27 protein-coding genes are annotated in these 23,160 nt (G+C 62.6%); 10 read left to right on the top strand and 17 right to left on the bottom strand.

The features are described from left to right. Positions 1–166: 166 nt before the first annotated feature. From OHD58_RS06605 to OHD58_RS06580, 6 genes are all read right to left on the bottom strand, one after another. Positions 167–2,461, bottom strand: a complete 2,295-nt coding sequence (locus OHD58_RS06605) for an ATP-binding protein (RefSeq protein ID WP_412177167.1) — start codon at positions 2,459–2,461, stop codon at positions 167–169. A gap of 123 nt (positions 2,462–2,584) precedes the next feature. Then, complete coding sequence (locus OHD58_RS06600) at positions 2,585–3,577, bottom strand: MDR family oxidoreductase (RefSeq protein ID WP_263802278.1); 993 nt, start codon at positions 3,575–3,577, stop codon at positions 2,585–2,587. Positions 3,578–3,639: 62 nt separating this feature from the next. Then, positions 3,640–4,107, bottom strand: a complete 468-nt coding sequence (lspA, locus tag OHD58_RS06595) for a signal peptidase II (RefSeq protein WP_263802726.1) — start codon at positions 4,105–4,107, stop codon at positions 3,640–3,642. A gap of 20 nt (positions 4,108–4,127) precedes the next feature. Continuing rightward, positions 4,128–4,982 (bottom strand): TrmH family RNA methyltransferase, encoded by an 855-nt coding sequence (locus OHD58_RS06590; protein ID WP_263802276.1) that lies wholly within the window; start codon positions 4,980–4,982, stop codon positions 4,128–4,130. Continuing rightward, positions 4,983–6,035, bottom strand: a complete 1,053-nt coding sequence (locus tag OHD58_RS06585) for a class I SAM-dependent rRNA methyltransferase (protein ID WP_263802275.1) — start codon at positions 6,033–6,035, stop codon at positions 4,983–4,985. Positions 6,036–6,133: 98 nt separating this feature from the next. Then, positions 6,134–6,625: a DUF1772 domain-containing protein gene (locus OHD58_RS06580; protein WP_263802273.1), complete on the bottom strand. Its 492-nt coding sequence runs from the start codon at positions 6,623–6,625 to the stop codon at positions 6,134–6,136. A 163-nt stretch (positions 6,626–6,788) separates the two neighbouring features. Between OHD58_RS06580 and OHD58_RS06575 the strand changes: the two genes are divergently transcribed. Then, positions 6,789–7,469, top strand: a complete 681-nt coding sequence (locus tag OHD58_RS06575; RefSeq protein WP_263802272.1) for an HAD family hydrolase — start codon at positions 6,789–6,791, stop codon at positions 7,467–7,469. 9 nt (positions 7,470–7,478) lie between these two features. On the opposite strand, the gene OHD58_RS06570 is transcribed toward OHD58_RS06575, so the two are convergent. From OHD58_RS06570 to sppA, 4 genes are read right to left on the bottom strand one after another with little or no spacing between them, the layout of a single operon-like run. After that, positions 7,479–8,444 (bottom strand): ornithine cyclodeaminase family protein, encoded by a 966-nt coding sequence (locus OHD58_RS06570; RefSeq protein ID WP_263802271.1) that lies wholly within the window; start codon positions 8,442–8,444, stop codon positions 7,479–7,481. 36 nt (positions 8,445–8,480) lie between these two features. Beyond that, on the bottom strand, positions 8,481–8,819 hold the full coding sequence (locus OHD58_RS06565; RefSeq protein ID WP_263802270.1) for a LapA family protein: 339 nt from the start codon (positions 8,817–8,819) through the stop codon (positions 8,481–8,483). Between the two features lie 43 nt (positions 8,820–8,862). Then, the gene (locus tag OHD58_RS06560; protein WP_263802269.1) at positions 8,863–9,147 is read right to left on the bottom strand and encodes an integration host factor subunit beta; all 285 of its coding nucleotides are present in this window, start codon (positions 9,145–9,147) and stop codon (positions 8,863–8,865) included. A 56-nt stretch (positions 9,148–9,203) separates the two neighbouring features. Further along, positions 9,204–10,169 (bottom strand): signal peptide peptidase SppA, encoded by a 966-nt coding sequence (gene sppA, locus OHD58_RS06555; protein WP_263802268.1) that lies wholly within the window; start codon positions 10,167–10,169, stop codon positions 9,204–9,206. A 571-nt stretch (positions 10,170–10,740) separates the two neighbouring features. Here sppA and lptC point away from each other — a divergent pair. The 6 genes from lptC to ptsN all read left to right on the top strand — a co-directional run bounded on the left by lptC (position 10,741) and on the right by ptsN (position 15,748). After that, entirely contained in the window at positions 10,741–11,304 is a 564-nt protein-coding gene (lptC, locus tag OHD58_RS06550; RefSeq protein ID WP_263802267.1) for an LPS export ABC transporter periplasmic protein LptC, read from the top strand. After that, positions 11,291–11,842: an LptA/OstA family protein gene (locus OHD58_RS06545; RefSeq protein ID WP_263802266.1), complete on the top strand. Its 552-nt coding sequence runs from the start codon at positions 11,291–11,293 to the stop codon at positions 11,840–11,842. The genes lptC and OHD58_RS06545 overlap by 14 nt, the downstream gene beginning before the upstream one ends. Then, positions 11,842–12,645 carry an LPS export ABC transporter ATP-binding protein gene (gene lptB, locus OHD58_RS06540; protein WP_263802265.1) on the top strand — a complete coding sequence of 268 codons (804 nt, stop codon included), beginning with the start codon at positions 11,842–11,844 and terminating at the stop codon, positions 12,643–12,645. The genes OHD58_RS06545 and lptB overlap by 1 nt, the downstream gene beginning before the upstream one ends. 214 nt (positions 12,646–12,859) lie before the next feature. Next, positions 12,860–14,386 carry an RNA polymerase factor sigma-54 gene (gene rpoN, locus OHD58_RS06535; RefSeq protein ID WP_263802264.1) on the top strand — a complete coding sequence of 509 codons (1,527 nt, stop codon included), beginning with the start codon at positions 12,860–12,862 and terminating at the stop codon, positions 14,384–14,386. Positions 14,387–14,629: 243 nt separating this feature from the next. Continuing rightward, a complete protein-coding gene (gene hpf / locus OHD58_RS06530) occupies positions 14,630–15,208 on the top strand; it encodes a ribosome hibernation-promoting factor, HPF/YfiA family (RefSeq protein WP_263802263.1) in 579 nt (192 codons plus the stop codon). Between the two features lie 75 nt (positions 15,209–15,283). After that, complete coding sequence (gene ptsN / locus OHD58_RS06525) at positions 15,284–15,748, top strand: PTS IIA-like nitrogen regulatory protein PtsN (protein ID WP_263802262.1); 465 nt, start codon at positions 15,284–15,286, stop codon at positions 15,746–15,748. Positions 15,749–15,817: 69 nt separating this feature from the next. Here the strand turns inward: ptsN and OHD58_RS06520 are convergent, their stop codons facing one another. Beyond that, on the bottom strand, positions 15,818–16,075 hold the full coding sequence (locus tag OHD58_RS06520; protein WP_263802260.1) for a DUF1150 family protein: 258 nt from the start codon (positions 16,073–16,075) through the stop codon (positions 15,818–15,820). Between the two features lie 74 nt (positions 16,076–16,149). Further along, complete coding sequence (locus tag OHD58_RS06515; RefSeq protein WP_263802259.1) at positions 16,150–16,578, bottom strand: Hsp20 family protein; 429 nt, start codon at positions 16,576–16,578, stop codon at positions 16,150–16,152. 126 nt (positions 16,579–16,704) lie between these two features. On the opposite strand from OHD58_RS06515, the gene OHD58_RS06510 reads away from it, so the two are divergent. Continuing rightward, positions 16,705–17,646 carry a nucleoside hydrolase gene (locus tag OHD58_RS06510; protein WP_263802258.1) on the top strand — a complete coding sequence of 314 codons (942 nt, stop codon included), beginning with the start codon at positions 16,705–16,707 and terminating at the stop codon, positions 17,644–17,646. A gap of 36 nt (positions 17,647–17,682) precedes the next feature. Here the strand turns inward: OHD58_RS06510 and OHD58_RS06505 are convergent, their stop codons facing one another. The 3 genes from OHD58_RS06505 to OHD58_RS06495 all read right to left on the bottom strand — a co-directional run bounded on the left by OHD58_RS06505 (position 17,683) and on the right by OHD58_RS06495 (position 20,243). Further along, positions 17,683–18,297 carry a LysE family translocator gene (locus OHD58_RS06505; protein WP_263802257.1) on the bottom strand — a complete coding sequence of 205 codons (615 nt, stop codon included), beginning with the start codon at positions 18,295–18,297 and terminating at the stop codon, positions 17,683–17,685. Positions 18,298–18,362: 65 nt separating this feature from the next. Continuing rightward, positions 18,363–19,265, bottom strand: coding sequence for a ribokinase (locus tag OHD58_RS06500; protein ID WP_263802256.1), 903 nt, complete (start codon positions 19,263–19,265; stop codon positions 18,363–18,365). Positions 19,266–19,325: 60 nt separating this feature from the next. After that, entirely contained in the window at positions 19,326–20,243 is a 918-nt protein-coding gene (locus tag OHD58_RS06495; protein ID WP_263802255.1) for a bifunctional helix-turn-helix domain-containing protein/methylated-DNA--[protein]-cysteine S-methyltransferase, read from the bottom strand. Between the two features lie 114 nt (positions 20,244–20,357). On the opposite strand from OHD58_RS06495, the gene OHD58_RS06490 reads away from it, so the two are divergent. Further along, complete coding sequence (locus OHD58_RS06490) at positions 20,358–21,170, top strand: class I SAM-dependent methyltransferase (protein WP_263802254.1); 813 nt, start codon at positions 20,358–20,360, stop codon at positions 21,168–21,170. Between the two features lie 8 nt (positions 21,171–21,178). Here OHD58_RS06490 and OHD58_RS06485 read toward each other — a convergent pair whose 3' ends face one another. Beyond that, positions 21,179–21,673 (bottom strand): DUF2244 domain-containing protein, encoded by a 495-nt coding sequence (locus tag OHD58_RS06485; RefSeq protein WP_263802253.1) that lies wholly within the window; start codon positions 21,671–21,673, stop codon positions 21,179–21,181. 22 nt (positions 21,674–21,695) lie between these two features. On the opposite strand from OHD58_RS06485, the gene nth reads away from it, so the two are divergent. After that, positions 21,696–22,466: an endonuclease III gene (gene nth / locus OHD58_RS06480; RefSeq protein ID WP_263802252.1), complete on the top strand. Its 771-nt coding sequence runs from the start codon at positions 21,696–21,698 to the stop codon at positions 22,464–22,466. Here nth and OHD58_RS06475 read toward each other — a convergent pair. Continuing rightward, on the bottom strand, positions 22,463–22,915 hold the full coding sequence (locus OHD58_RS06475) for a DUF2214 family protein (RefSeq protein ID WP_263802251.1): 453 nt from the start codon (positions 22,913–22,915) through the stop codon (positions 22,463–22,465). The two genes, nth and OHD58_RS06475, sit on opposite strands and share 4 nt — an antisense overlap. Between the last annotated feature and the right edge of the window lie 245 nt (positions 22,916–23,160).

The raw sequence follows: 23,160 nt of genomic DNA, 5'->3' as shown, positions 1-23,160 counted from the left end.
TGTTGGCGGCGGGATGATCGTCACGCTCCTGCAGTACCGTTTGCACGGGTGATTCTCCTTACGAACCATCTGGCGCGGGGATAAGAGGGCTGTGCAACAGGAGGATGACAGTACCGTGAAGCGGCCGGACCGGCAATAGTTGCCGGTTTTGTGAACAGGCCGGAGGCTAGGTTACGGCGACCTGTTCCTCTACCGCCCGCACCAGCAGGTCGGGGTCGAGCGGCTTGGTGACGAAGCCGCTGGCGCCGTGGGCCAGCACGGAGTGCCGGGTCTTTTCCTGGCTGTCGGCGGACAGTACCATGATCGGCACGGGTGCTACGCCTTTCTCCTCCTCGAAGCGCCTAATCACCGAGATCGCGTCGAGGCCGTCCAGGACCGGCATGTGCAGATCCATCAGGATCACGTCGTAGCGATGACCGGCGGTGCCGGTCAGAAGATCGACCGCCGCCTTGCCGTTGCCGACCACGTCGACCTGGTGGCCGGCCTTGGTCAGCGTCGCCTGCGCCAGAAGCGCGTTGATGTCGTTGTCCTCGGCGATCAGGATCGACAGGCCGCGCTGCCGCAGCGGGCCGGAGCCGGCCGGCCGGCCGAGGTGCGAACGCTCCGCCGCCGGCGCGGCGGGGATGTTGGCCATGGTGGTCAGGAGCACGCGGATCAGAGTTTCGCCGCGAACTGGTCGCGCGAGGAAGGTCGTGTAGCCACTGGCGCGGAATTCGGCCAGCATGCCGCGATCGGTCGGCGCGATCAGCGTCACCGCCTCGGTGGCGGTCATGCCGGCGGCACGCAGGCGCTTCAGGAGCCGCCCGTCGGCCTTTTCGAGCATCGCGTCGACCAGCAGCGTATCGCAATGCTCGGCATGGGTCGCTGCCAGCGCCGCCGTGGCGGCGATCTCCGCCGTGCCGCCATAGGCCCGGATGGTGCGGGCGATCGCCTCGGCCTCGACACCGTTCTGCGAAACCACGACGATATGGCGCCCCTCGAGCGCAAGGGCGTGTTCGCCGGCGGCATCCCTGGCGCCGGTCGCCGGGATTTCGAGGACGAATTCCGATCCCTTGCCGGGCTCGCTGGTCACCGAGATCGTGCCGCCGACCGAATCGATGATGCGCTTCGATATCGCCAGCCCAAGGCCGGCGCCGCCGTGCCTGCGTGTCGACGTGCCGTCGGCCTGTTCGAATTCCTGGAAAATCCGGTCGAGGCTTTCCTTCTCCATGCCGGGACCCGTGTCGGCGATCGAAAACCTGATCGTCGGTGCTTCCTCCGTTCCGGCCCTGGTCACCGCAACCAGCACGCCACCGGCCTCGGTGAATTTGACCGCGTTGCCGACCAGATTGATCAGCACCTGGCGCAGACGGCCGGGATCGACGACGATGGTCGCCGGCACATCCGGCGCGATATGGCAGCCGAGCCCGATATCCTTGGCGAAGGCCCTGGAGGAGAGCAGTTCGACGACACTCTCGGCGATATCGCGCGGCGAAACCGGCTGCGGCTCCAGTTCGATACGGCCTGCCTCGATCTTGGAATAGTCGAGCAGATCCTCGATCAGCGCCAGCAGCGCTGAAGCAGAGGTCGACACGGCTCCGACATAGGTACGCTGTTCGGGCGAAAGCTGCGTGTCGGCCAGCAGTTTCGCCATGCCCATGATGCCGTTCATCGGCGTGCGGATTTCGTGGCTGACGGTGGCCAGAAAGCGCGATTTCGCCTGGCTGGCAAACTCGGCCCGCTCGCGCGCGTTGATCAGCGCGGTTTCGGCGCGCTTGCGGCCGGTGATATCGCGCGCGATCGCGCGGTGGGAGACGGTGTCGCTCAGCTTGTCGCGAACCGAAAGCTCGATCCAGGAGAACCAGCGGGGACCTTGCGGCGTACGGATGGCCACGTCCGTGGAGCTCAGGCATTCGCCATCCGAAAAAGCCGCATCGGGAACCACGCCGACATCGACGCCAAGCTCGGCGAGCGTGCGCCCGAACAGGCGCTTCTGCTCGAAGCCGACAAGTTCCGCGAAGATGCGGTTGGCATAGATGATGCGGCCTTCGCGATCGCGATGAACCACAAGGTCGCCGAGCGCATCGATCAGGCCGCGAAAGCGCTCTTCGCTTTCCTGCAACTCCCACATGCGGTCGGCAAGCGATTCGAACTCGGCCCGGCTTCTGGCGGCGCTTTCATCCACCAATGCGGCGGTTCTCGCCTCGATGGCCAACGACCGCACCACCATCGCAAGACCGGCCATGCCGATCAACGTCAGGGCCGCCCCGATGAATGCGGGCGCTCCAGTCAGATGCGCAACGCCGGCAACGATGAAAAGAGCGCCGATCAGCACCCCGTGCATGATGCGCGGATTGCCGCGCGGCATATCGGGAACCAGCGGCGGCGGCGTGACGGACATGCGTTCGAGCGCATCCGGAACGCTGCCGGGCGCGTGATCCTCAAGCACTTTCTGTCTGCCCGATGCAGGGTCCGCCAACATGTGAGGACCCATAACCCGGCAAGCCTTAGAGAAGCTTTCGGCGCATCGCTACAATTTTAAGGGTCGGTCGAAATCACCACCAGGCCCGGAAAATCCGGACGGAAGCTACTGCTCCATCCTGTCTTACCCCATTTCGACCACCAGCCGGCCGCGAACCTTGCCCTCGACGATATCGTGAGCGGCGTTGATGATGGCATCGAACGGCATAGTCGTCGAAAGAGCCGACAGCTTCGCGTGGTCGAGGTCGGTGCCGATCCGCTTCCAGGCTTCAAGCCGCAGTTCCCTTGGCGCCATCACCGAGTCGATGCCGAGCAGCGACACGCCGCGCAGGATGAACGGCGCGACGCTCGACGGCAGGTCCATGCCCTGCGCCAGGCCACACGCCGTGACGGCACCACCGTAGGAGGTCATCGACAATACGTTGGCAAGCGTATGGCTGCCGACGGCATCGACGCCGCCGGCCCAGCGCTCCTTGGCGAGCGGCTTGGCCGGAGCGGATAGCTCGTCGCGCGAGATGATTTCGGCTGCGCCCAGTTCCTTGAGGTAATCGGCCTCGGCGGGCCTGCCGGTGGAGGCGACGACATGATAGCCGAGCTTCGACAGGATCGAGACCGCGACCGATCCGACGCCGCCGGCGGCACCCGTCACGACCACGGGGCCGCGATCGGGCGTGATGCCGTGGCGTTCAAGTGCCATCACCGAAAGCATCGCGGTGTAGCCCGCGGTTCCCACGGCCATGGCGTCGCGGGGGCTCATGCCTTCCGGCAGCGGCACCAGCCAGTCGCCCTTGACGCGAGCCCTCTCGGCGAAGCCGCCATGGTGCGTCTCGCCGACACCCCAGCCGTTGAGCACGACCTTGTCGCCGGCCTTCCAGTTCGAATTCGACGAAGCGGTCACGGTACCGGCAAAGTCGATGCCGGGGACCAGCGGAAACCGCCGGACGACGGGGGCCTTGCCGGTGATCGCCAGCCCGTCCTTGTAGTTCACCGTGGTCGCCTCGACGGCAATCGTGACATCGCCTTCCATCAGATCGGCCTCGGCCAGTTCGGCGACTGCCACCGACTGCTTCTTTTCTTCGTCGCGGGAAACGAGGATGGCTTTGAAGGTTTCGGTCATTTTGTTCTCCAGTTTCTCGAATTGTCGGACCGTTCGTTCCGACGGCCATTTGTTCGACGACTTCAGTCGTTCGACGATTTGACCCGCTCGCGGCGCCACCCGATCAGTTCCTCGAGGATCACCAGCCCGGCGCCGATGGTGATGAACGTGTCTGCCAGGTTGAACACCGCAAACGACCAGGCCGGCGTATGGAAAAGGATATAATCGATGACGTGGCCGTGGATCGCGCGGTCGATCAGGTTGCCGATGGCGCCGCCGACGATAAGAACGAAGCCTATTCGCGCAAAGACCTGCCGCTCCGTCGTGCGCGAGGCCAGATAGAGCACGAAGGCCACGACCAGCAACGACAGCACGATCAGCCCCTTGTCGCCCAACCCCGAAAACATCGAGAAGGCAATTCCCGTATTGTAGGTGCGGTACAATGCCAGGAATGGCAGCACGTCGACCTGCACATGCATCTCGAGCGAGGTTTCAACGAGATACTTGATCCACTGGTCGGCGGCGACGGCCAGCGCCAGAAGCGCTCCCATCCAGGCCCATGTACTTGCCTTCACGCCTTGGCCTCCGGATCGAGCTTCAGCGCAGCCCGCCTTATCTCGAACAGCATAATCCCTGTCGCGACCGCGAGGTTGAGCGAATCGGCGCGGCCGGCCTGGGGGATGCGCAGAAGCCTGTCACAGCTTTCGGCCAGATTGTCCGGCAGGCCCTGCTGCTCGTTACCCATCAGGAGCAAAACCGGACGGTCTGAAAAATCGACCGAGCGATAGTCGACGGCGCCCTTCAGATGCGTTCCGGCGACGATGCCGGGGAAATTCCTGCGCCAGGCCAGGAAAGCCTCGGGCGTCGCCCTGGCAACGGGTACGGCGAAGATCGAGCCCATCGTCGCCCGCACGGTTTCGAGGGAGAACGGATCCGTGGTTTCGCCGACGAGGATGATGCCTTTTGCCCCGACCGCATCGACGGTGCGGATCACGGTGCCGAGATTGCCTGGATCCCGCACGCGGTCGAGCGCTACCCAGACATCGTTCTTTTCCGGGCGGATGTCCTTCAGCGGCACATAGCGTTGCGTGAAGACACCAACCACGGCCTGCGGGTTGTCGCGGCGGGTGATCGCCGTCAGCACTTTTTCCGAGACCTCGAGCACCAGTCCGCCCAAGGCGACGGTGCGCGCCGCCACCTTTTCGACGGCCGCGTTGCCGATCGCCGTTTTCGCGAAAACCAGCGTCTTGATCGACCAGCCGAGGTCGAGCGCGTCGATGACCAGTTTCAGGCCCTCGGCAAGGAAAGCGTTCTGGCTGTCGCGGAATTTCTTCAGAGACAGCGCCTTGATGTCCTTGACCAGCGGATTCGCGAGGCTGGTGATCTCCTTGACCTGGCCCGGCGCCCCGAAGCGATGCTCGCTCATTCAGGCCACCCAGCGCGCGAAAAGCGAGGTGGAGAGAGCGCGGCCCGCCGATTTCTCGCGGATAATCAATTCTCCCGATTCGACGGTGCCACCCATGCCGGCAAAGGTATCGCGCATCAGCGCGTGAATGGCGAAGAACGAGGAGCGGATCGAATAGGCGGTAAGCACCACCGCCAAGGGCTTCGGCGTCAGGATGGCGCGGCAGATGTCGGCCAGTGCCGGCAGGTCTTCGAAAAGCTGCCAGACTTCGCCCTTCGGGCCTCTCCCGTAGGCCGGCGGGTCGAACAGGATGATGTCGTAGCCGTTGCCGCGGCGCTCCTGGCGTTCGGCAAATTTCATGGCGTCCTCGCAGATCCAGCGGATCGGCTTGCTGCCGAGCCCGGCCATTTCCTGATTTTCGCGGGCCCAGCCGATCGCCTTCTTCGAGGCATCGACATGGGTTACCTCGGCGCCGGAGCGCGCCGCCACCAGCGACGCCAGCCCGGTGTAGCCGAACAGGTTGAGCACCTTCACCGGCCGCCCGGCGCGTTCGATCAGCCCGGCCATGTGGTCCCAGTGCGAAGCCTGTTCGGGAAACACACCGACATGGCGGAACGACGTGAAGCGGCCGAGATAATCGATGCCGTCATGTTTCATCGGCCAGGTCTCGCCGAGCGGTGTCCTGGGGAAGCGCCAGCGGCCGAGGCCTTCCTCGTCGGTGTCGCCGGTGAATACCGCGTCGACCGAATTCCATTCCCACAGCGGCAACGCACGCTGCCAGATAGCCTGGCCTTCCGGCCGCACGATGCGGTACGGGCCGTATTGCTCGAGTTTTTCGCCGTTGCCGCTGTCGATCAGCGCATAGTCCTCGTTCGGCGCCACTTCAAGTATCAGCGGCAGCCGTTCGGCCGGCAAAATTCCTTCACGGCGTCGGAGTTCGCGTGCCTTGACCGGAGGTTCGGCGACGCGGGTGACCGCGCTCGGCTCGTCGGGACGTTTGCCGCGCGGGACGGTCGAAGCCCGTCGATCGGGCTGCGCACGATGGTCGCGGCGTTTGTCACGCGTGGGTTTCAAGAGCAGGCGATCTCCGGCGGTGCAGGCCGCTTCTGCCACAGCCTATCCGGCCGCGCAACAAAGTGCGGTGCGGTGCTTTGCGCGCTCGCGATCGCTGGCTAGCGGTTCGGGTGGGCGCGTCCGATCGAGAGCAGCGAGCAGATCAAAGCGACGAAGCCCATCAATTTCATCGCGGCGACGACCATATGACCGCTTTCCCAGCGCAGCCGGATCGAATCGAAGTTGCCGGCGACAGGCCCCGCCGTCCAGGTCGCGAGCACGCTGTTTGCCGGCGCTACGAGGACGAACCATGCGGCGAGCGAAAGCGCGTAGAGGACTGCAGCCGCAACGGCGAAACGGAAGGCCAGCCTGTCGTCGTAAAGCATCAGCGCGAGTATCGCCGGAAATGCGATGGCGCAAAGGTCGAGCGGCGCGCCGATCGCTGCGAAAAGCCAGAACTGGCTGTTGAAGACGGTCGTTTCGCGCCAGAGTTCAGGCGACCATTGGGAAAGACGGGGCAGCGATTCCAGCACATGGGCAAAGGAAGGTCCGAGGCTCAAGGCTGCGATTGTTGCGGTCAGCACCGCCCACAGAAACAGGGATACGCGCATTTCCATGCCAAGAAACGGCTGCCGGCTGGATACGTTCCAGTTGCTGGATCGACCTCATCGCCGCCGTCGCCCCTTGCGGAGCGGCGCGAATTCCGTATGGAGGAGGCCTGCTCAACCGCCGCCGCGTCGGCGACATTCAACGAATTCGAGATTCACACTTTCCATGAAACTGATCATATTTGATTGCGACGGCGTGCTGGTGAACAGCGAGGAAATCTATATCGCCGCGGAGCTGGAGTTTCTGGCCGAAATCGGCGCCGTTTTCGAGCAGGCGACCTACATGCAGTCCTTCATGGGACTTTCCCCGAGCATGTGGCGAGAAAAGCTTCGGCCGGCAGTCGAGCAGAACCTCGGCAAGACCCTTCCGGCAGACTTTTTCGACCGAATGCAGACCTCAGCCGCATCAAGGATCGAAACCGATCTTGCTGCGCTGCCCGACGCTTACGGCACAATCGGCAAAATCGGCGCGCTTCGCTGCGTTGCTTCCAGCACGCCTTCGGTGCGGTTGCACTGGAAATTGCAACGCGCCGGACTGATCGACCTGTTCGCACCCCACATCTTTTCCTCGGACATGGTGAAAAACGGCAAGCCGGCGCCCGATCTTTTCCTCCATGCGGCAGCGACAATGGGCATCGAACCCGCCGACTGCCTTGTGGTGGAGGACAGTGCCAACGGCGTGCTGGCAGGCAAGGCCGCGGGCATGAAGGTCGTCGGTCTCACCGCCGGCAGACATTGTCTCGCCGGCCATGCCAATATCTTGTCCGACTGCGGAGCCGACGTGATCGTCGAGAGCTACGCAACCTTGCCGGCGGCGCTCGCGGCTTTCGAGAAACCGACGGTTTGAAGATGGGGCTCAGGCGCGTGAGCGCCTGTACACCTCTATCCCCGCCGCCAGATCTTCGAGCGCAGCGCCTACCGACTTGAACAGCGTGATCTCGTCCGCGCTTCCGCGACCCTTCTTCTCGCCGCGCGCCAGTTCGTGCAGGTCGGCGACAATGTTCTCCGGTTTGAGTACGCCTGACGCCAGGGGCTGGACGATATCGCCGGCCTCCTTGGTGGCGCCGGCGCGCGTGTCGACATAGACACGGGCGCGGCGGATCGCGTCGTCGTCGCTCTCGCGCATGCCGGGGGCAAAACCGCCGACCAGATCGACGTGGGTGCCCGGCTTCAGCAATGCACCCTTGACCAGCGGCGTGGTCGCGATGGTGGCCGAAGAGACGATATCGGTGTCACCCAGCGCGGAGTCGAGGTCGTCGACAGCTTCGGCATCCATGCCCTCGACCTTCAGCGAAGCGGCCACCTTTTCGGCATTGGCGAAGGTCCGGTTCCAGATCCGGATCCGGCGGATCGGGCGGACCGCCGAATGCGCCCTGGCGAGGAAAGGCGACAGCGCGCCGGCGCCGATGATCAGCAGCCGCGAGGCATCCTCGCGGGCAAGGTAGGACGCGGCCAGCGCGGAAGCACACGCCGTGCGCCACTGCGTCAGCCGTTGGCCGTCGATCAGCGCCTGCAGTTCTCCGGTCTTGCCGTCGAGCAGCAGATAAAGGCCCATCACCGCCGGCTTGGCGATCGCGTTGTTGTCGGGCGACACGGTCACGACCTTTACCCCGACATGGCCATTCGCCGAAGTTCCCGCCGCATTGAAATCGGTCCAGGCCGGCATCAACAGAAGCGTCGAGGCGGCCCCGTCCGGCCGTTCGATGGTGTGGTGGTGGCGTACCGGCTGCACGGCGCCGTCGCGGAACGCCGTCCGCAAGGTTTCAACGAGACCGCCAAAGGTGAGCGCGCGGTCGACGGCTTCGGCCGAAATCATGAGCATCGTCGTCCCCCAAGGAAGTCCGGCCGGACGCCGGTATCAGGCATTCTGCCTGGTCAATGCCTGCGATTGCGCAGCAGCGCGCGATGCATCCTGCTGCACCGAATCGCGCAGGATCTGTGCTTCCTGCCCGCGCTGACGCGCCAGCTTGCGGTAGCGGCCCTGCTTCAGCCAGGTGGCGATGCTGCCGACGATCAGGCCTATGGCGAGCGCCGCGAACAACAGCACGAACAGCGGCAGTTGCAGCGTCAGCGCCGGGTTCCCTGGATTGAACGGATCGAGCGTGAAGGCGGCGAGACCGCGATTGGCGACCGCGAGCGCGATCAGCACGACAGCCAGCGGCACGAACACCACGATGAGCAGGAAACGGTTGTACATTTCAAATTCCAGAGCAGGCCGGCGATCATTTCGCCGTTAAATCTCAGCTGTCGGTATTCAGCCTCTCGCGCAGTTCCTTGCCGGTCTTGAAAAACGGCACCCATTTCTCCTCGACCTCGACCGATTCGCCGGTGCGCGGATTGCGGCCGGTGCGGGCCGGGCGGTTCTTCACCGAAAAAGCACCGAAGCCACGCAATTCGACTCGGTTCCCCTCGGCGAGGGCCTCGGTGATCTCTTCAAATATCGCATTGACGATATTCTCCACGTCGCGGAGGAAGAGATGCGGATTGCGATTGGCAATGATCTGCACAAGCTCTGACTTGATCATCTTCTCGTCCCCTGCGAACGTCTTATTTTCAATATGCGGATGATTTTATTCGATTTTCAGTCGCTGAAAATTGCTGAGTCAGGGTGCCAGACCGACAGCAGACCGTCAAGAAAGATACGATCCGCGCCGAGTTCCTTCAAAAGATCGGAGCCATATTCCGGCATGCCGAGCGACTTTGCCAGCGCATTGGCGAAAAAGAAGCCATAGCCCGATTCCTTCGGCATCCATTCGATGACCTTGAGCTTGCTGTCCACCCCCTTCGTGGCCAACCAGTCGATCGCCTCGCGCTCGCCGCCAAGTGAATCGACGAGTTTCCTGTCCAGGGCCTGCCTTCCCGTGAACACCGAACCGTCGGCCAGCGCAGTCACTTCGCTGCGCGACAGCGGCCGACGCTCGTCGACGATGCCGACAAACCAGTCATAGCTGTCAAGGATCATCCTGCGGATCATCGCTCGCTCTTCCTCGGTCGTCGGGTTGAATGGCGAGGGTTCCGCCTTGAGCGGCGACGATTTTATCTCTTCCAGCTTGATGCCGACCTTGTCCATCAGGCCGGTCAGGTCCGGAAACTGCACCAGAACACCGATCGAGCCGACGATCGAGGATTTGCGGGCGACGATATGATCTGTCGCACTGGCGATCATATAGCCGGCCGACGCAGCGAGTGTACCGACCTGTGCGACCACCGGTTTTTCCCCGGCGAGCAGGCGAACCTCATCGAATATCGCTTCGCCGCCCGCCGTGGTGCCGCCAGGCGAGTCGATGGACAGGATGACGCCCTTGACGGCCGGCGACTTGCGGATGCGCTCCAGCCTGGCCAGCAACTCCTCGTTTTCGGTGATGGTGCCCTCGATCTTGACCTTGGCGATATGGCTTGTGGTGGCGCTGCCGAATTCCTGGCCGAAGAGCCACGTCGCCGCCGCCCCCACGGCCAACCCGGCAACAAGCACCGTGGCAACGCGCCAGAACGTGAGTTTTCGCCTGAGACGGCGGCGATCGATGATGTCGTCAGCGCGGATGGCCATGGCTGCCTCTCGAGAAAGCGAAGCAGCGGTTTTAAACCATGATCGCCGCATATTGAAGCCGTCCCATGCAACCAAGAGCATGGAAGGCGTCCATATCCGGCGGCAGGAAGCCGAGTAAAAAACGGACCGCCGCAGGACTTGGGATTTATCCAAAAATAACCATATTGCGGTGTAAGTCCTGCCGTCGGGCAAACGCCGCATTGCCATGCGATATCCAATATCAGACGGGCGCCGGCTATGCGGGACGGCGGGAATTATAACCGGAAGGCGTGGCGACCTCCCCCGGAAAATAGGAATTTGACTTTCCGAACACCCCTGTTTCGGGCGGGCCGGGATTTCTATATGCTGTACGACCTTGAAGTTTCAGTTCTCAGCGCGGCGTAGGCGGCCGCAGCAAGCCGGGTTTATGATGGCGTTGGCCGCAACACGACCAGAAGAGAGCGCTCGCAAAGCACCGAAAGGGCCTGCGAAAGCCCAAGCCGCGTCCCGTGTGGCGGAATTCCACCACGCGCAGCACCATTCACGCCGGGTAAGATGGCTGAAGCTGATACTGCCTTCCCTGGCTGCGATCATGGCTCTCGGCTTCTTCGGCTATTCCTACATTGCGAGCCCGATCCGCGGCGTCGATGTGGACATTTCCAGTTCGGCGGTCTCCGACGGCAAGCTGGTGATGGCCAGTCCGAAGCTGGAAGGCTTCACCAAGGACAATCTTCCGTATTCCATGACGGCGTCGCGCGCATTGCAGAACCTCGACACCACCGGGATCATCGAACTCGAGGATATCGATGCGAAGCTGCCGGTCGATGCAAAGAACATCGCGACCATCGATGCGTCGAAAGGCACCTATGACCGCGAAAAGAACACGCTCGACATTTCCAGCGACATAACCGTGACGACGACCGACGGCATGGTCGCCAAGCTGAAATCAGCGTTCATCGACCTGGGCAAAGGCGATTTGAAAACCGACGACGCCATCGATATTGCCCTCGACGGTACCAATATCACGGCCGATTCGATGACTATCCTTGAAAACGGGAAGGTTTTGGTATTCGAGAAGCGCGTGCGGATGCAACTAAGCCCCGACAAGTTCAAGACCGGGCAACAGGCGAACGGAGACACCGATGCCGCGAATTGATCGACACTGGGCGAGGACCGCGTTCCTCGGACTTGCACTGGCGACGTTGGCGGCGGGTTCGGCCCTGGCGCAAGACGCGCAGAGCCGCCTCTCCGGCCTCAAGCTTTCCGGAGACCAGCCCATCCAGATCGAGAGCGACAAGCTCGAAGTCCGTGAGGCCGACAGCGTTGCGATCTTCAGCGGCAATGTCAGCGTCGTGCAGGGCCCGACCTTGCTCAAGGCCGGCAAGATGACCGTCTACTATGCCAAGGGCGGCGGCTCGGCGACGACCGGCTCGGCCAATATCGACCGTCTCGAGGTCGAAGGGAAGATTTTCGTGAAGTCCGAGACCCAGACCGCCACCGGCGACAAGGGTACCTTCGACATGAAGACCGAGATCATGACGCTCACCGGCGAGAAAGTGGTTCTGACCGAAGGCGAGAATATTCTTACCGGCTGCAGCCTCACCGCCAACATGAAGACCGGCCTGGCCGAACTCGGCGGCTGCGGCGGTCGTGTCAAAACATTGCTGACGCCAAGTTCACAGCAGAGCCAGTAATGGCGGCAGACATACCTCTTCTTTCGCGCATCGGCTCAGCGAGAAGGCCGGTTGCGCACTCCGAACACGCTGACAAGCTCAAGGGCACGCTGATCGCGCGCGGCCTGACCAAGAGCTACAAGGGCCGGCAGGTGGTGAGCGGCGTATCGTTCGGCGTTCGCGCCGGTGAGGCCGTCGGCCTGCTCGGCCCCAATGGCGCCGGCAAGACCACGTGTTTCTACATGGTCACGGGGCTGGTTCCTGTCGACCAGGGCAAGGTCGAAATCGACGGTTTCGACGTTACCGCCATGCCGATGTATCGGCGGGCAAGGCTAGGTGTCGGCTACCTGCCTCAGGAAGCCTCGATTTTTCGCGGCCTGACGGTCGAGGACAACATCCGCGCCGTCCTCGAGGTGGTCGAGAAAAGCCGCAAGGAGCGCGAGCGCCATCTCGATGCACTGCTCGAGGAATTCCACATCACGCATTTGCGAAAATCGCCGGCCATCGCGCTCTCCGGCGGCGAACGGCGGCGCCTTGAAATCGCCCGCGCCCTGGCGACCCGCCCGAGCTATATGCTGCTCGATGAGCCGTTTGCCGGCATCGATCCGATCGCCGTGGCCGACATCCAGCAATTGGTGCGCCATCTGACCCAGCGCGGTATCGGCGTCCTGGTCACCGACCACAATGTCCGCGAAACCCTTGGCCTGATCGATCGTGCCTACATCATCCATGCCGGCGAGGTGCTGGCACATGGCCTGCCGGCCGAAATCGTTGCAAACCCGGATGTCCGCCGGCTCTATCTCGGTGAAGGTTTCACCCTTTAGAAAGTCGGGGCGATTTCAATAAACCGAATTCGTCCATAATCCAGGCATTCTGAATCCGGATATTTAGCAAAATTCTCGGGAAAATAACGTTCCGGCAAGTCTCCGCTTGCTAAAGGTCAACTTGACAAGCAAAAGCCGGGCCAGTTTGAATGGGTCGGCTAAAATTGTGCGCGAGGGTCCGCGCAGCGTATCGGATCGGGGACTACGGGTAAAAATGGCGCTTGCGGCCAAACTGCAGCTACGCCAGTCGCAATCGCTGGTGATGACACCACAATTGCTGCAGTCGATCCGGCTGTTGCAGTTCACTCATGTCGAACTCGAGCGGTTCGTCGACGAGGAGATCGAGCGCAACCCGCTCCTGGAACGCGCTGAACCGCGCGACGACGGCCCCGCTGAGCCGGGCGCCGATGCAGCTCAGTCGTCCGGTAACGGCGAAAGCGACTGGTTCACCGAAACCGAGACGCCGTGGAGCGCCGAGACCATGTCGGAAAAGCTCGACACCTCGCTGGAAAACGTCTTCCCTGACGATCCCGGCACCAGCGAGCGGCTTGGCCCGGATCTTTCCGCGCAATGGAAATCCGCGGGCAGCGGCAATTCCAGCACTTCGAACGACGCTTTCGACTTCGAAGACATGGCGGCTTCGGTGGTTACGCTGCGCGACCACGTCGCCGAGCAGATCGCACTGACCTTTGCCGATCCCGCATCACGGCTGATTGCCGGCGAACTTGCCGACGCACTCGACGAGGCCGGCTACATGCGCGCTGAGATCGGTGAGATCGCCGACAGGCTGGTAATCGATGAAACGGCCGTTCAAGACGTGCTGGCGGCATGCCAGGGCTTCGACCCGGCCGGACTTTTCGCCCGCGATCTCGCCGAGTGCCTGGCGTTGCAGCTTGCCTCGCGGGACCGGCTCGACCCGGCTATGCGCGCACTTGTCGACAATCTCGAACTCCTGGCGCGCCGCGACTTTCACACGCTGAAGAGGATTTGCGGCGTCGACGAGGAAGACCTGCTCGACATGCTGGCCGAAATCCGGGCGCTCGATCCGCGGCCCGGCATGGCGTTTTCCGGCGGCAATACCGACACGATCGTGCCCGACGTGGTGGTGCGGGCGGCGAGCGACGGCAGTTGGGCGGTCGAACTCAACCCCGATACGCTGCCGCGGGTGCTGGTCGACCAGATCTATTTCGCCAACGTCTCGAGCCATGCCAAGGACCAGGCCGAGAAGGATTTCCTTGCCGAATGTCTGCAGAATGCCAACTGGCTGACCCGCAGCCTGGACCAGCGCGCCAGGACCATCCTCAAGGTGGCGTCCGAGATCGTCCGGCAGCAGGACGCCTTCCTCGTTCACGGCATCAGGCAGTTGCGGCCGCTCAATCTGCGCACGGTTGCCGATGCCATCGGCATGCATGAATCGACCGTCAGCCGTGTCACCGCCAACAAATATATGCTGACGCCGCGCGGATCCTTCGAACTGCGTTATTTCTTCACCGCGTCGATCGCCTCGGCGGAAGGTGGCGATGCGCACTCATCGGAAGCGGTTCGCGACCGCATCCGCGAGATGATCGACGCGGAAAAACCGGCTGACGTTCTCTCCGACGATGCCATTGTGGATATGCTGAGGAAAAACGGCGTCGATATCGCCCGCCGCACCGTAGCCAAGTATCGGGAAGGAATGAACATTCCCTCCTCGGTGCAGCGACGGCGCGAAAAACGCGCCATGGCATCGGCAGGACGGTAGCTCATCTGTCCCGATTGCCGACCGGGCAGCTTCATTGACAACCACCGCCGAAGTGACTAGAAGCCCGCCCGCATGAGACGGGGCTCTGGCTCCATGCAGGGAACCGTCCTGGAGACGGGATTGTTATCAACCGGAAAGTTCGGACTTAAATCGGCGCTTAAACCGCCGCGAACCTTGTGCGCTTCGGCCACGGGTATAAACTCCAAACAGTTTGAAGTCTGAACAGGGAAGGTCAGTTTTCAGATGAGCCTGCGCATATCGGGAAAACATATGGAAATCGGCGACGCTTTCCGGACCCGCATCGAAAGCCGGATCGGCGAGGCGATCGACAAATATTTCGACGGCGGCTTCTCCGGCCGCGTCAACGTGGTCAAATCCGGATCCCGCTTCACCGCCGATTGCATGATCCATCTCGATTCCGGGATGGCGTTGCAGGCAACCGGCGACGCCCAGGAGCCTACGGCTGCCTTCGAGGCTGCGGCCGACCGCTTCGAGAAGCGGCTGCGACGCTACAAGCGACGGCTGAAGTCGCACGGCCCAGGCGGCAACGGCAACTCGACGGACATCGCCTATACGGTTATGGCGCCCATCGCGGACGACGACGAGGAAGTCCCGGAGGATTATGCGCCGGCCATCGTCGCCGAGTCGACGGTCGCGCTGCGAACCATGTCGGTCGCTTCCGCTGTCATAGAACTCGACACCAAGGACAGTCCCGTTTTCGTGTTCCGCAATGCCGGAAGCGATCACGTCAACATCGTCTATCGCCGGGCCGACGGAAATATCGGCTGGATCGATCCGTCTACGGCGGCGGCCAAGGGATAGGCAGAACTCTCGACCGGACCGCAGGGCGGTGGGGCCTGGCGGCGGGTACGGACAGAGCTAAAGGATACATAGAAAATGGATCTTAACGATCTGATCGAGGTTCCGGCGATCATGCCGACCTTGAAGGCCAACTCCAAGAAGCAGCTTCTGCAATTGCTTTCCGAAAAAGCCGCCGCGATCACCGGCATCCCGGAGCGGGAAATCTTCGACACGATCCTGCAGCGCGAGCGCCTCGGTTCGACCGGCGTTGGCAACGGCATCGCCATTCCGCACGGCAAGCTGGCCGGGGTTCGCCGCATCACCGGGGTTTTCGCGCGGCTCGACCAGCCCGTGGACTTCGAAGCGCTGGACGACCAGCCAGTCGACCTGGTCTTCCTGCTGTTGGCGCCGGAGGGTGCGGGCGCCGATCACCTCAAGGCGCTATCGCGGATTGCGCGGGTTCTGCGCGACGCGGATACGGTGGCAAAGATACGTGGGACCAAGGATTCCGCGGCTATCCATGCCTTCCTGGCATCGACGCCGGCGTCTCACGCGGCCTGATCGGCTTCACACGGCCGGGGACGGTCTCAAGGGCGGCACATGCCGCCCTTTGCATTTCAGGGGCACCGGTCAGTGAATGGCGACCGGAGTCAGGTCGTTTTCGAAAGCACCGGCAAGTGCGCGGTCGCGTTCGTCCGACAAAAGAATCGGCTGGCCATTGGCAGCAAACAGCGCCCAGAGCTTGGTGCCGGGCTCGATCTGCGGAAGGCCGGGGAACTTGCCCATCAGCTCGTCGCTGCCCATTTCACGCAGGTAAGCAACGGTGCCTTCGCCGAGATGGGCGAGCTGGGCCGGAGTAACTGCAATTCTCACGTCGTTCTGTGTCATTTGAGCCTCCTTTGTCGGGGCCGTCCTATTGACCAACCCACCACAGAGCCTTTGGTTCCGGAGGGGTCCGGAGTTCAGTCTTTCACCGAGATGTTTATTTTTCGTACCAGGCGTTCGGGCTGCGGACGGTCGAGATCGATCGACAAAAGCCCGTTCTTCAACTCCGCCGCCGCCACCTTCATGCCATCGGCGAGCACAAAAGTGCGCTGGAACTGGCGGGATGCAATGCCGCGATGCAAGAATTCGCGGCCACTGTTCTCTTCGCCCTGGCGGCCACGCACGACCAACTGGTTCTCTTCCGTGGTGACTTCCAGGTCCGCGTCGCAGAAGCCGGCGACAGCCAGCGTGATGCGCAGCCTTTCACCTTGGCCATCGGCACCGCGCAGGCGTTCGATGTTGTAAGGCGGATAGGTGTCGCCGGTTTTGGCAAGCCTTTCGAGCGTTTTTTCCATGGCATCGAAGCCAAGCAGAAGCGGGCTCGAAAAGGGCGTCATACGAGACATCTTTGTCCTCCAGGGAGCGACGAAAAAGGGAAAAACCCGGATGGCATTTCTCCCGATGATGCTGATATGGTCCGCGCCGCAAACAAGTTCAAGACTGAAAAAGAAGAGCAAAGGCGAGGGGAAAAGATGCCGAAGGCACAGAAGATCATCATCGACACGGATCCCGGCCAGGACGATGCCGTGGCGATCCTTCTGGCCCTGGCCAGCCCGGAACTCGACATCCTCGGCATCACCGCGGTCGCCGGCAACGTTCCGTTGAAACTGACCGAGAAGAATGCGCGCAAGATCTGCGAACTCGCCGGCAAGCCGGACACCAAGGTTTTTTCCGGCGCCATCCGCCCGCTGGTGCGCGAACTGGTCACCGCCGAGGAGGTGCACGGCAAGACCGGGCTTGACGGTCCGGACCTGCCGGAACCGAAGATGAAGCTGCAGGATCAGCATGCGGTCGACTTCATCGTCGAGACGCTGATGGCGGAGGAAAGCGGCACGGTGACGCTGTGCCCGCTCGGCCCGCTCACCAACATCGCGCTGGCGCTGATCCGCGAGCCGAAAATCGCCAAGCGCATCGAAAAGATCGTGCTGATGGGCGGCGGCTTCTTCGAGGGCGGCAACGTGACGCCGATCGCCGAGTTCAACATCTATGTCGATCCGCATGCCGCCGACGTCGTGTTCCGCTCCGGAGTGCCGATCGTGGTGATGCCGCTCGACGTCACCCACAAGGCACTCACCACATCGAAGCGCGTCGCCGCCTTCCGCAAGCTCGGCACCAGGGTCGGCATCGCGACCGCGCAGATGCTGGAGTTCTTCGAGCGCTTCGACGAAGAGAAGTACGGCACCGACGGCGGCCCGCTGCATGATCCCTGCGTCATCGCCTACCTGCTCAAGCCCGAGCTTTTCAAGGGGCGTGAATGCAACGTCAGCGTCGAAACCGCCTCGGAACTCACCATGGGCATGACCGTGATCGACTGGTGGGGCGTTACCAAGCGGCCGAAAAACGCCACCGTGATGCGCGACATCGACCATGACGGCTTCTTCGCGCTGCTGGTGGAGCGGCTGGGGAGGTTGTAGCGAGTTACCCTCCCCTTTGAGGGGAAGGTTGGAGCATCACTTCGCCCGCGAAAACGCCAGCCACAGGCCACCGCCGATCAGGAAACCGCCGCTGAGCCGCGACAAAAGCTTCACACGGCGGGCGGACAGCGCCTTGCCGGCGCGTCCGGCGACGATGGCATAGGCCGAGTCCGAAAACGCCGCGAAAACCAGCGCCGTGACACCCATGATGACAATCTGCGGCATGTATTCGAGGCTCTGGTCGATGAACTGCGGGATGAAGGCGCCGAAGAAGATCAGTGTTTTCGGGTTGCTGACGGCGACCAGGAAACCCTGCAGGAAAAAGCCGCCACGGGGCGCGACCGGGACCTCGCCTTCGGCCAGCTTGCCGCTCGAACGGATCATTTGCCAGCCGATATAGATCAGGTAGGCAGCACCGAGCAGTCGCACCCATTCGAACCAGTGGCCCATCGCCTCGATCATCGAGGTGAGGCCGATGCCGACGATGGCGATCATCACGGCAATGCCGGCCTGGGTTCCGGCTACGTTGAGCAGACCAGCACGGGTGCCGTGCCGCATGCTCGATGCGATCACCAGCGTGACCGTCGGCCCCGGCACGAGGATGATGACGATGCAGGCGAGTGTATAGGCGATGTAGACTTCGAGCGACATTGTTCGTCCTCTGGCGGTTCAGCCATCAGGCTGCATTTTGCAATGCGTTCGTCAAGAGTGGCAGGTCAGAACCGATGCAGCGCGGCAGCGACTTCCGAAGCCAGCGGTACTGACGGTTGCGCGCCGGGTTTCAGGCAGGCCAGCGAACCGGCAGCCGCGGCCCGCTGCAAAGCGTCTTCCAACGCAAGGCCGGAGGCCAGGCTGGCGGCGAGGTAGCCGCAGAACGTATCGCCGGCGCCGACGGTGTCGACCGGCGTGATGCGCAGCGCCCCAACCTTCAGGAACTCGTCCGGTGTTGCCGCCAGAACGCCCTCGCCGCCCAATGTGACGATGATGGTGCGGCCGGTCTTCTCCGCAAAACTCTTCATGCGGGATGGGCGGTCGCGGCCACGCAATGCCAGCTCTTCTCCATAGAGATCGAACTCGGTTTCGTTGGCGACGACATAGTCTGCTTTTTCGAGAAAATTGGCCGCCTCGGCGTAGAATGGCGCGGTGTTGAGCAGCGTTAAAGCACCCGCCGCACGGGCCGCCTCAAGAGCGGCCTCGACTGTCTGCAACGGGATCTCGTGCTGCAGCAGGACCAGATCTCCCGCCGCCAAGTCGAGCCTCGCGAGATCTCCCGGCAGCACGGAGCCGTTGGCGCCGGGCACCACGGCAATGATGTTCTCGCCATCGGCGGCGACGAGGATCAGCGCTGTGCCGGTGGACGCGTGCGTTTCGCGCACGCCACTCAGGTCGACACCACCGGCATCGAGAAGCGCAAGCGCCTCCCGGGAGAAGGCGTCCTTGCCGACCGCGCCGACCATCCGGGTCTTCTCGCCGGCCCGCGCTGCGGCCAACGCCTGGTTGGCGCCCTTGCCGCCCGGCGCTGTCTTGAAGCTGTCCCCGGGCACGGTCTCGCCGGCGGCGGGCAGCCGGTCGACGGTGGCAATCAGGTCGAGGTTGATGGAACCGATGACGATGATCACGAAGGCCTCCCGCTGTTAGGCGGGAGGCTAGCGCGACGGCCGCGCGGAGGCCAGCGCCAATCAGGCGTTTCCGGTCAGTTGTCCCGCTTCCCAGCCGAGGATAGCCCGCTTGCGGGTAAGGCCCCAGTGATAGCCGGTCAGGGCGCCCGACTTGCCGAGTGCTCGGTGGCAAGGCACGACGAAGGACAACGGGTTGGCGCCGACTGCCGCACCGACCGCGCGGCTGGCCGCCGGCGAACCGATTTCGGAGGCGATCGCCGAATAGCTGCACGCCTTGCCCATCGGGATTTTCAGCAATGCCTGCCAGACGCGAACCTGGAAATCGGTGCCGATCATGACGACGCGCAGCGGCTCCTCCGAACGCCAATGCGTGGGATCGAAGACGCGGGCCGCGTAGGGTGCCGTCGCCGACATGTCCTCCACGTAAGTCGCGTTCGGCCAGCGGCTCGACATATCGGCGAACGCGGCGCGCTCGCTGCCGGCATCGTTGAAGGCAAGGCCGGCAAGGCCGCGGTCGGTGACCATGATCAGTGCAACGCCGAACGGCGAGATGTGGAAGCCGTAACGGATGGTCAGGCCATCGCCACGTGTCTTGTAGTCGCCGGGCGACATTGCTTCGTGCGTAACGAACAGGTCGTGCAGGCGTCCCGGACCGGACATGCCTACCTCGTAGGAGGCCTCGAGCAGTGGCATGCCGTCATCGAGCAGCCGTCTCGCGTGGTCGAGCGTCACGGCCTGCAGGAAGCCCTTGGGCGACAATCCAGCCCAGCGGGTGAAGAGCTTCTGCAGCCCGGTCGGGGTTTCGCCGACCTCCTCGGCCAGCGTCTCCAGTGAGGGCTGGTCGCGATAGTCGAGGCTGATCTTCTCGATGACACGCCGCACGGTTTCGTAATCGCCGCCTTGCGGGGTGATTTCACGTTGCAGGACGGCGGAGGGTTTCATCGACATCTGGGTATTAACGGACATGTGAGCGTTCATGGCAATCTCTCCTTGGCGCCGAATATCGTCCTTCGTGCCTGGTACAACCACCCGAAACTTGCCTTGCCGGCGCTGCAACCCAAATAAAAAGGCCCGCATGAAGAGGACGGAGCCATGGCCGGCGAGAAGGTGCACTTCACCAAGGAAAAGGAGACCTTGCTGATCACGCTCTACGGCAAGGCACTGGAAAGCCGACGGCCCGGTTCGTTGCTGAACGATCGCTACGCCAACGAGGCAATCGGCAAGATCGACTATGACTTTTCCCGGCTCAAGGTGGATGAAAACCTCGGCGTAGGACTTGCGATCCGGGCAAGGAGACTGGACGATTGGGTCCGCGATTTCCTCGCGCATAACCCCGGCGCCACGGTGCTTCATCTCGGCTGCGGCCTCGATACGCGGATATTCCGGATTGATCCGCCGGCCGATGTGAGATGGTTCGACATCGACTATCCCGAGGTCGTCGCTCTCAGGCGAAAACTCTATCCCGCGCGCGAAAACTATCTCCTTGTGCCATCATCCGTGACCGAACAGGACTGGCTCGCGCAAATTCCAGCCGGCCCGGCAATGATCGTGGCGGAGGGATTGACGCCTTATCTTCATGCCGAAGACGGAGAGCGGTTGTTTTCCGCGCTGGTGAAGCATTTCGATCGTGGCGAACTCATTCTCGACGCCTATAGCAATCTCGGCCTCAAACTTGTGCGGCTGAGCCCGTCCTTGCGGGCGACAGGGGCCGAGCTTCACTGGGCGATCAACGATCCGCATGACCTCGAACGGTCGGTCCCCGGCCTGCACCTGATCGAGGAGACCACCGCCTACGAGCCAAAGCACGCTGCACATATGAGCTCCGCGGCCAAGGCGATCATATTCCTGTGGCGTTTCATCCCGCCGCTGCGGCGGATCGGGCGGCTCCTGCGCTATCGGTTTTAGTCCGAGTTTCAGCCGCGCTTGGCCTTTGCCAACGCGCCTGAAAATGCAGTGGCGAAGCTTTCGCGGTCGTCCGGATTGAGGAAGCCGCCGATCGGCACATTGCGACCTTGTCCCTCGACGGCCATGTTGGTGATGCCGATTTCGCTGTGGCGGGCAACCTGGAAACGCGCCCAGAACGGATTGAAATGATGCGCCTCGGCCTTGCCGGAAGGCGTCACCTTGCGGATGTCGAGGCTGGTTCGCGAGACCGATACTTCCTCGCGGGCGCGGGCGGCGCGGTAATTGAGCTTGAAAGCGCCATAGACCAGAAGCACGTCGAGCCCGAAGAAGCCGAACACCGGCCAGGCGCCATTGGCAAGAAAGATGGCGCCGGTGGCAAGCCAGCCAAAAAGCAGCGCGCCCATCAAGATCGCAAAACCGGTGCGGCCAAGCGACCGGTGCGGCATGAGCAGCGCCTTGAAAAACGGTTCGTCGGCCGCGAAGCCGGCATTGTTCTCGCTCATCGCCTCAGAATATAGAAGGACCATGAAAAAGCCCAAGGAGAAAGTTGCCGCGCCCGGCGGCCACCGCGATGGTGCCAAACTGAAGCCAAGGCCGCGACCGGCGCGGCCTGCTTCGCTCTATTCGCCGGAGGAGGTCGAGGAGATATTCCGCCGTTTCTCGGTGCAGCGGCCGGAGCCGAAGGGCGAACTGGAACATGTCAATGCCTACACACTGCTTGTGGCGGTGGTTTTGTCGGCACAAGCAACCGACGCAGGTGTCAACAAGGCAACCCGGCCGCTGTTCAAGATCGTCGATACGCCAGAGAAGATGCTGGCGCTCGGCGAGGAGAAACTCGGCAACTACATCCGCACCATCGGCCTCTGGCGCGGCAAGGCAAAAAACGTGATCGCGCTGTCCGAGGCGCTGATCCGCGACCATGGCGGCCAGGTACCTGGCGACCGCGAGGCGCTGGTCAAGCTGCCCGGCGTCGGCCGCAAGACTGCCAATGTGGTGCTCAACATGGCGTTCGGGCAACCGACCATGGCGGTCGACACACACATTCTGCGGCTCGGCAACCGGCTTGGGCTGGCGCCCGGCAAGACGCCGGAGGAAGTCGAACGCGGGCTCCTCAGGATCATTCCGGAGAAATATATGCGCCATGCGCATCACTGGCTGATCCTGCATGGCCGCTATGTCTGCAAGGCGCGGACTCCCGAATGCTGGCGCTGCATCATCGCCGATCTCTGCAAGGCGGCAGTGAAGACCAACAGCATCCCGGCGCCGCTGGTCGAGATCGGCTCCGAAACGGTCTAGACGCCGTAGCCGCGCGCCATGGCGGCGGCGAAAATCGGGATCAGCAGGAAAACCGCGCCTTCGGTCCGCAACCGGGTCGCAACCACGCCAATCTCGCTGTCGGAAACCACATGGGCAGGGTCCTCGCGCAACGCCCTGTTCCATCGTGCAATGCGGGCGGTGGGCATGGCTGAAAGCGCTCCGGCGGTCAGGAACGCGATGATCTTCGCCCAGAATACCCAATTATAGATGTAGAATTCCCAGCCCTTGAGTCCGAAAAAGACGCGGCAGAAACCGACGATCAGGATCAAGCCGGCAAGCCCGCCATAAACAGCATCAAGCCTGCCGAGGCGCTGAAGAGTGGCACCGCCGAGACCGGGACGCACCAGCACCGTCTCCGCCGCAAGGATGGCGATCAGCCCGAAGAACAGCAGATGATGCACAATCGCCAGCAACAGATCGGTCGCCATGATTTCTCCTTCCGGGTGCAGCTTCCGTTGCACTTTGGACATTTGCCGTAGTGCGCGTCAATGTTTACAACGTAAAGATTGGATATCATCTGTTCTGACGTTGTCAACATCGACCGCGAATGCAGGAAATCCGGTGACGAACCCGACTTCACGTGACCTGGCCGCCCGCTTGGCCTCGGGTCGTAGGCAAGTACCGAAATTATTTGACCCTCGCACTTCCCTGTCTATCTTCCCGTCATGGTACT

It is taken from the genome of Mesorhizobium sp. ZC-5 (genome assembly GCF_025753855.1).
In the GTDB taxonomy this organism is placed as follows: domain Bacteria; phylum Pseudomonadota; class Alphaproteobacteria; order Rhizobiales; family Rhizobiaceae; genus Neomesorhizobium.
The sequence above is the reverse complement of the archived record's forward strand: the minus strand, read 5'-3'. Positions and strand labels throughout refer to the sequence as shown.

Coding starts and splice junctions, on each gene's coding strand:
- OHD58_RS06605 (WP_412177167.1), bottom strand. CDS start 2,461: ATGTTGGCGGACCCTGCATCGGGCAGACAGAAAGTGCTTGAGGATCAC.
- OHD58_RS06600 (WP_263802278.1), bottom strand. CDS start 3,577: ATGACCGAAACCTTCAAAGCCATCCTCGTTTCCCGCGACGAAGAAAAG.
- lspA (WP_263802726.1), bottom strand. CDS start 4,107: ATGGGAGCGCTTCTGGCGCTGGCCGTCGCCGCCGACCAGTGGATCAAG.
- OHD58_RS06590 (WP_263802276.1), bottom strand. CDS start 4,982: ATGAGCGAGCATCGCTTCGGGGCGCCGGGCCAGGTCAAGGAGATCACC.
- OHD58_RS06580 (WP_263802273.1), bottom strand. CDS start 6,625: ATGCGCGTATCCCTGTTTCTGTGGGCGGTGCTGACCGCAACAATCGCA.
- OHD58_RS06575 (WP_263802272.1), top strand. CDS start 6,789: ATGAAACTGATCATATTTGATTGCGACGGCGTGCTGGTGAACAGCGAG.
- OHD58_RS06570 (WP_263802271.1), bottom strand. CDS start 8,444: ATGCTCATGATTTCGGCCGAAGCCGTCGACCGCGCGCTCACCTTTGGC.
- OHD58_RS06565 (WP_263802270.1), bottom strand. CDS start 8,819: ATGTACAACCGTTTCCTGCTCATCGTGGTGTTCGTGCCGCTGGCTGTC.
- OHD58_RS06560 (WP_263802269.1), bottom strand. CDS start 9,147: ATGATCAAGTCAGAGCTTGTGCAGATCATTGCCAATCGCAATCCGCAT.
- sppA (WP_263802268.1), bottom strand. CDS start 10,169: ATGGCCATCCGCGCTGACGACATCATCGATCGCCGCCGTCTCAGGCGA.
- lptC (WP_263802267.1), top strand. CDS start 10,741: ATGGCTCTCGGCTTCTTCGGCTATTCCTACATTGCGAGCCCGATCCGC.
- OHD58_RS06545 (WP_263802266.1), top strand. CDS start 11,291: ATGCCGCGAATTGATCGACACTGGGCGAGGACCGCGTTCCTCGGACTT.
- lptB (WP_263802265.1), top strand. CDS start 11,842: ATGGCGGCAGACATACCTCTTCTTTCGCGCATCGGCTCAGCGAGAAGG.
- rpoN (WP_263802264.1), top strand. CDS start 12,860: ATGGCGCTTGCGGCCAAACTGCAGCTACGCCAGTCGCAATCGCTGGTG.
- hpf (WP_263802263.1), top strand. CDS start 14,630: ATGAGCCTGCGCATATCGGGAAAACATATGGAAATCGGCGACGCTTTC.
- ptsN (WP_263802262.1), top strand. CDS start 15,284: ATGGATCTTAACGATCTGATCGAGGTTCCGGCGATCATGCCGACCTTG.
- OHD58_RS06520 (WP_263802260.1), bottom strand. CDS start 16,075: ATGACACAGAACGACGTGAGAATTGCAGTTACTCCGGCCCAGCTCGCC.
- OHD58_RS06515 (WP_263802259.1), bottom strand. CDS start 16,578: ATGTCTCGTATGACGCCCTTTTCGAGCCCGCTTCTGCTTGGCTTCGAT.
- OHD58_RS06510 (WP_263802258.1), top strand. CDS start 16,705: ATGCCGAAGGCACAGAAGATCATCATCGACACGGATCCCGGCCAGGAC.
- OHD58_RS06505 (WP_263802257.1), bottom strand. CDS start 18,297: ATGTCGCTCGAAGTCTACATCGCCTATACACTCGCCTGCATCGTCATC.
- OHD58_RS06495 (WP_263802255.1), bottom strand. CDS start 20,243: ATGAACGCTCACATGTCCGTTAATACCCAGATGTCGATGAAACCCTCC.
- OHD58_RS06490 (WP_263802254.1), top strand. CDS start 20,358: ATGGCCGGCGAGAAGGTGCACTTCACCAAGGAAAAGGAGACCTTGCTG.
- OHD58_RS06485 (WP_263802253.1), bottom strand. CDS start 21,673: ATGAGCGAGAACAATGCCGGCTTCGCGGCCGACGAACCGTTTTTCAAG.
- nth (WP_263802252.1), top strand. CDS start 21,696: ATGAAAAAGCCCAAGGAGAAAGTTGCCGCGCCCGGCGGCCACCGCGAT.
- OHD58_RS06475 (WP_263802251.1), bottom strand. CDS start 22,915: ATGGCGACCGATCTGTTGCTGGCGATTGTGCATCATCTGCTGTTCTTC.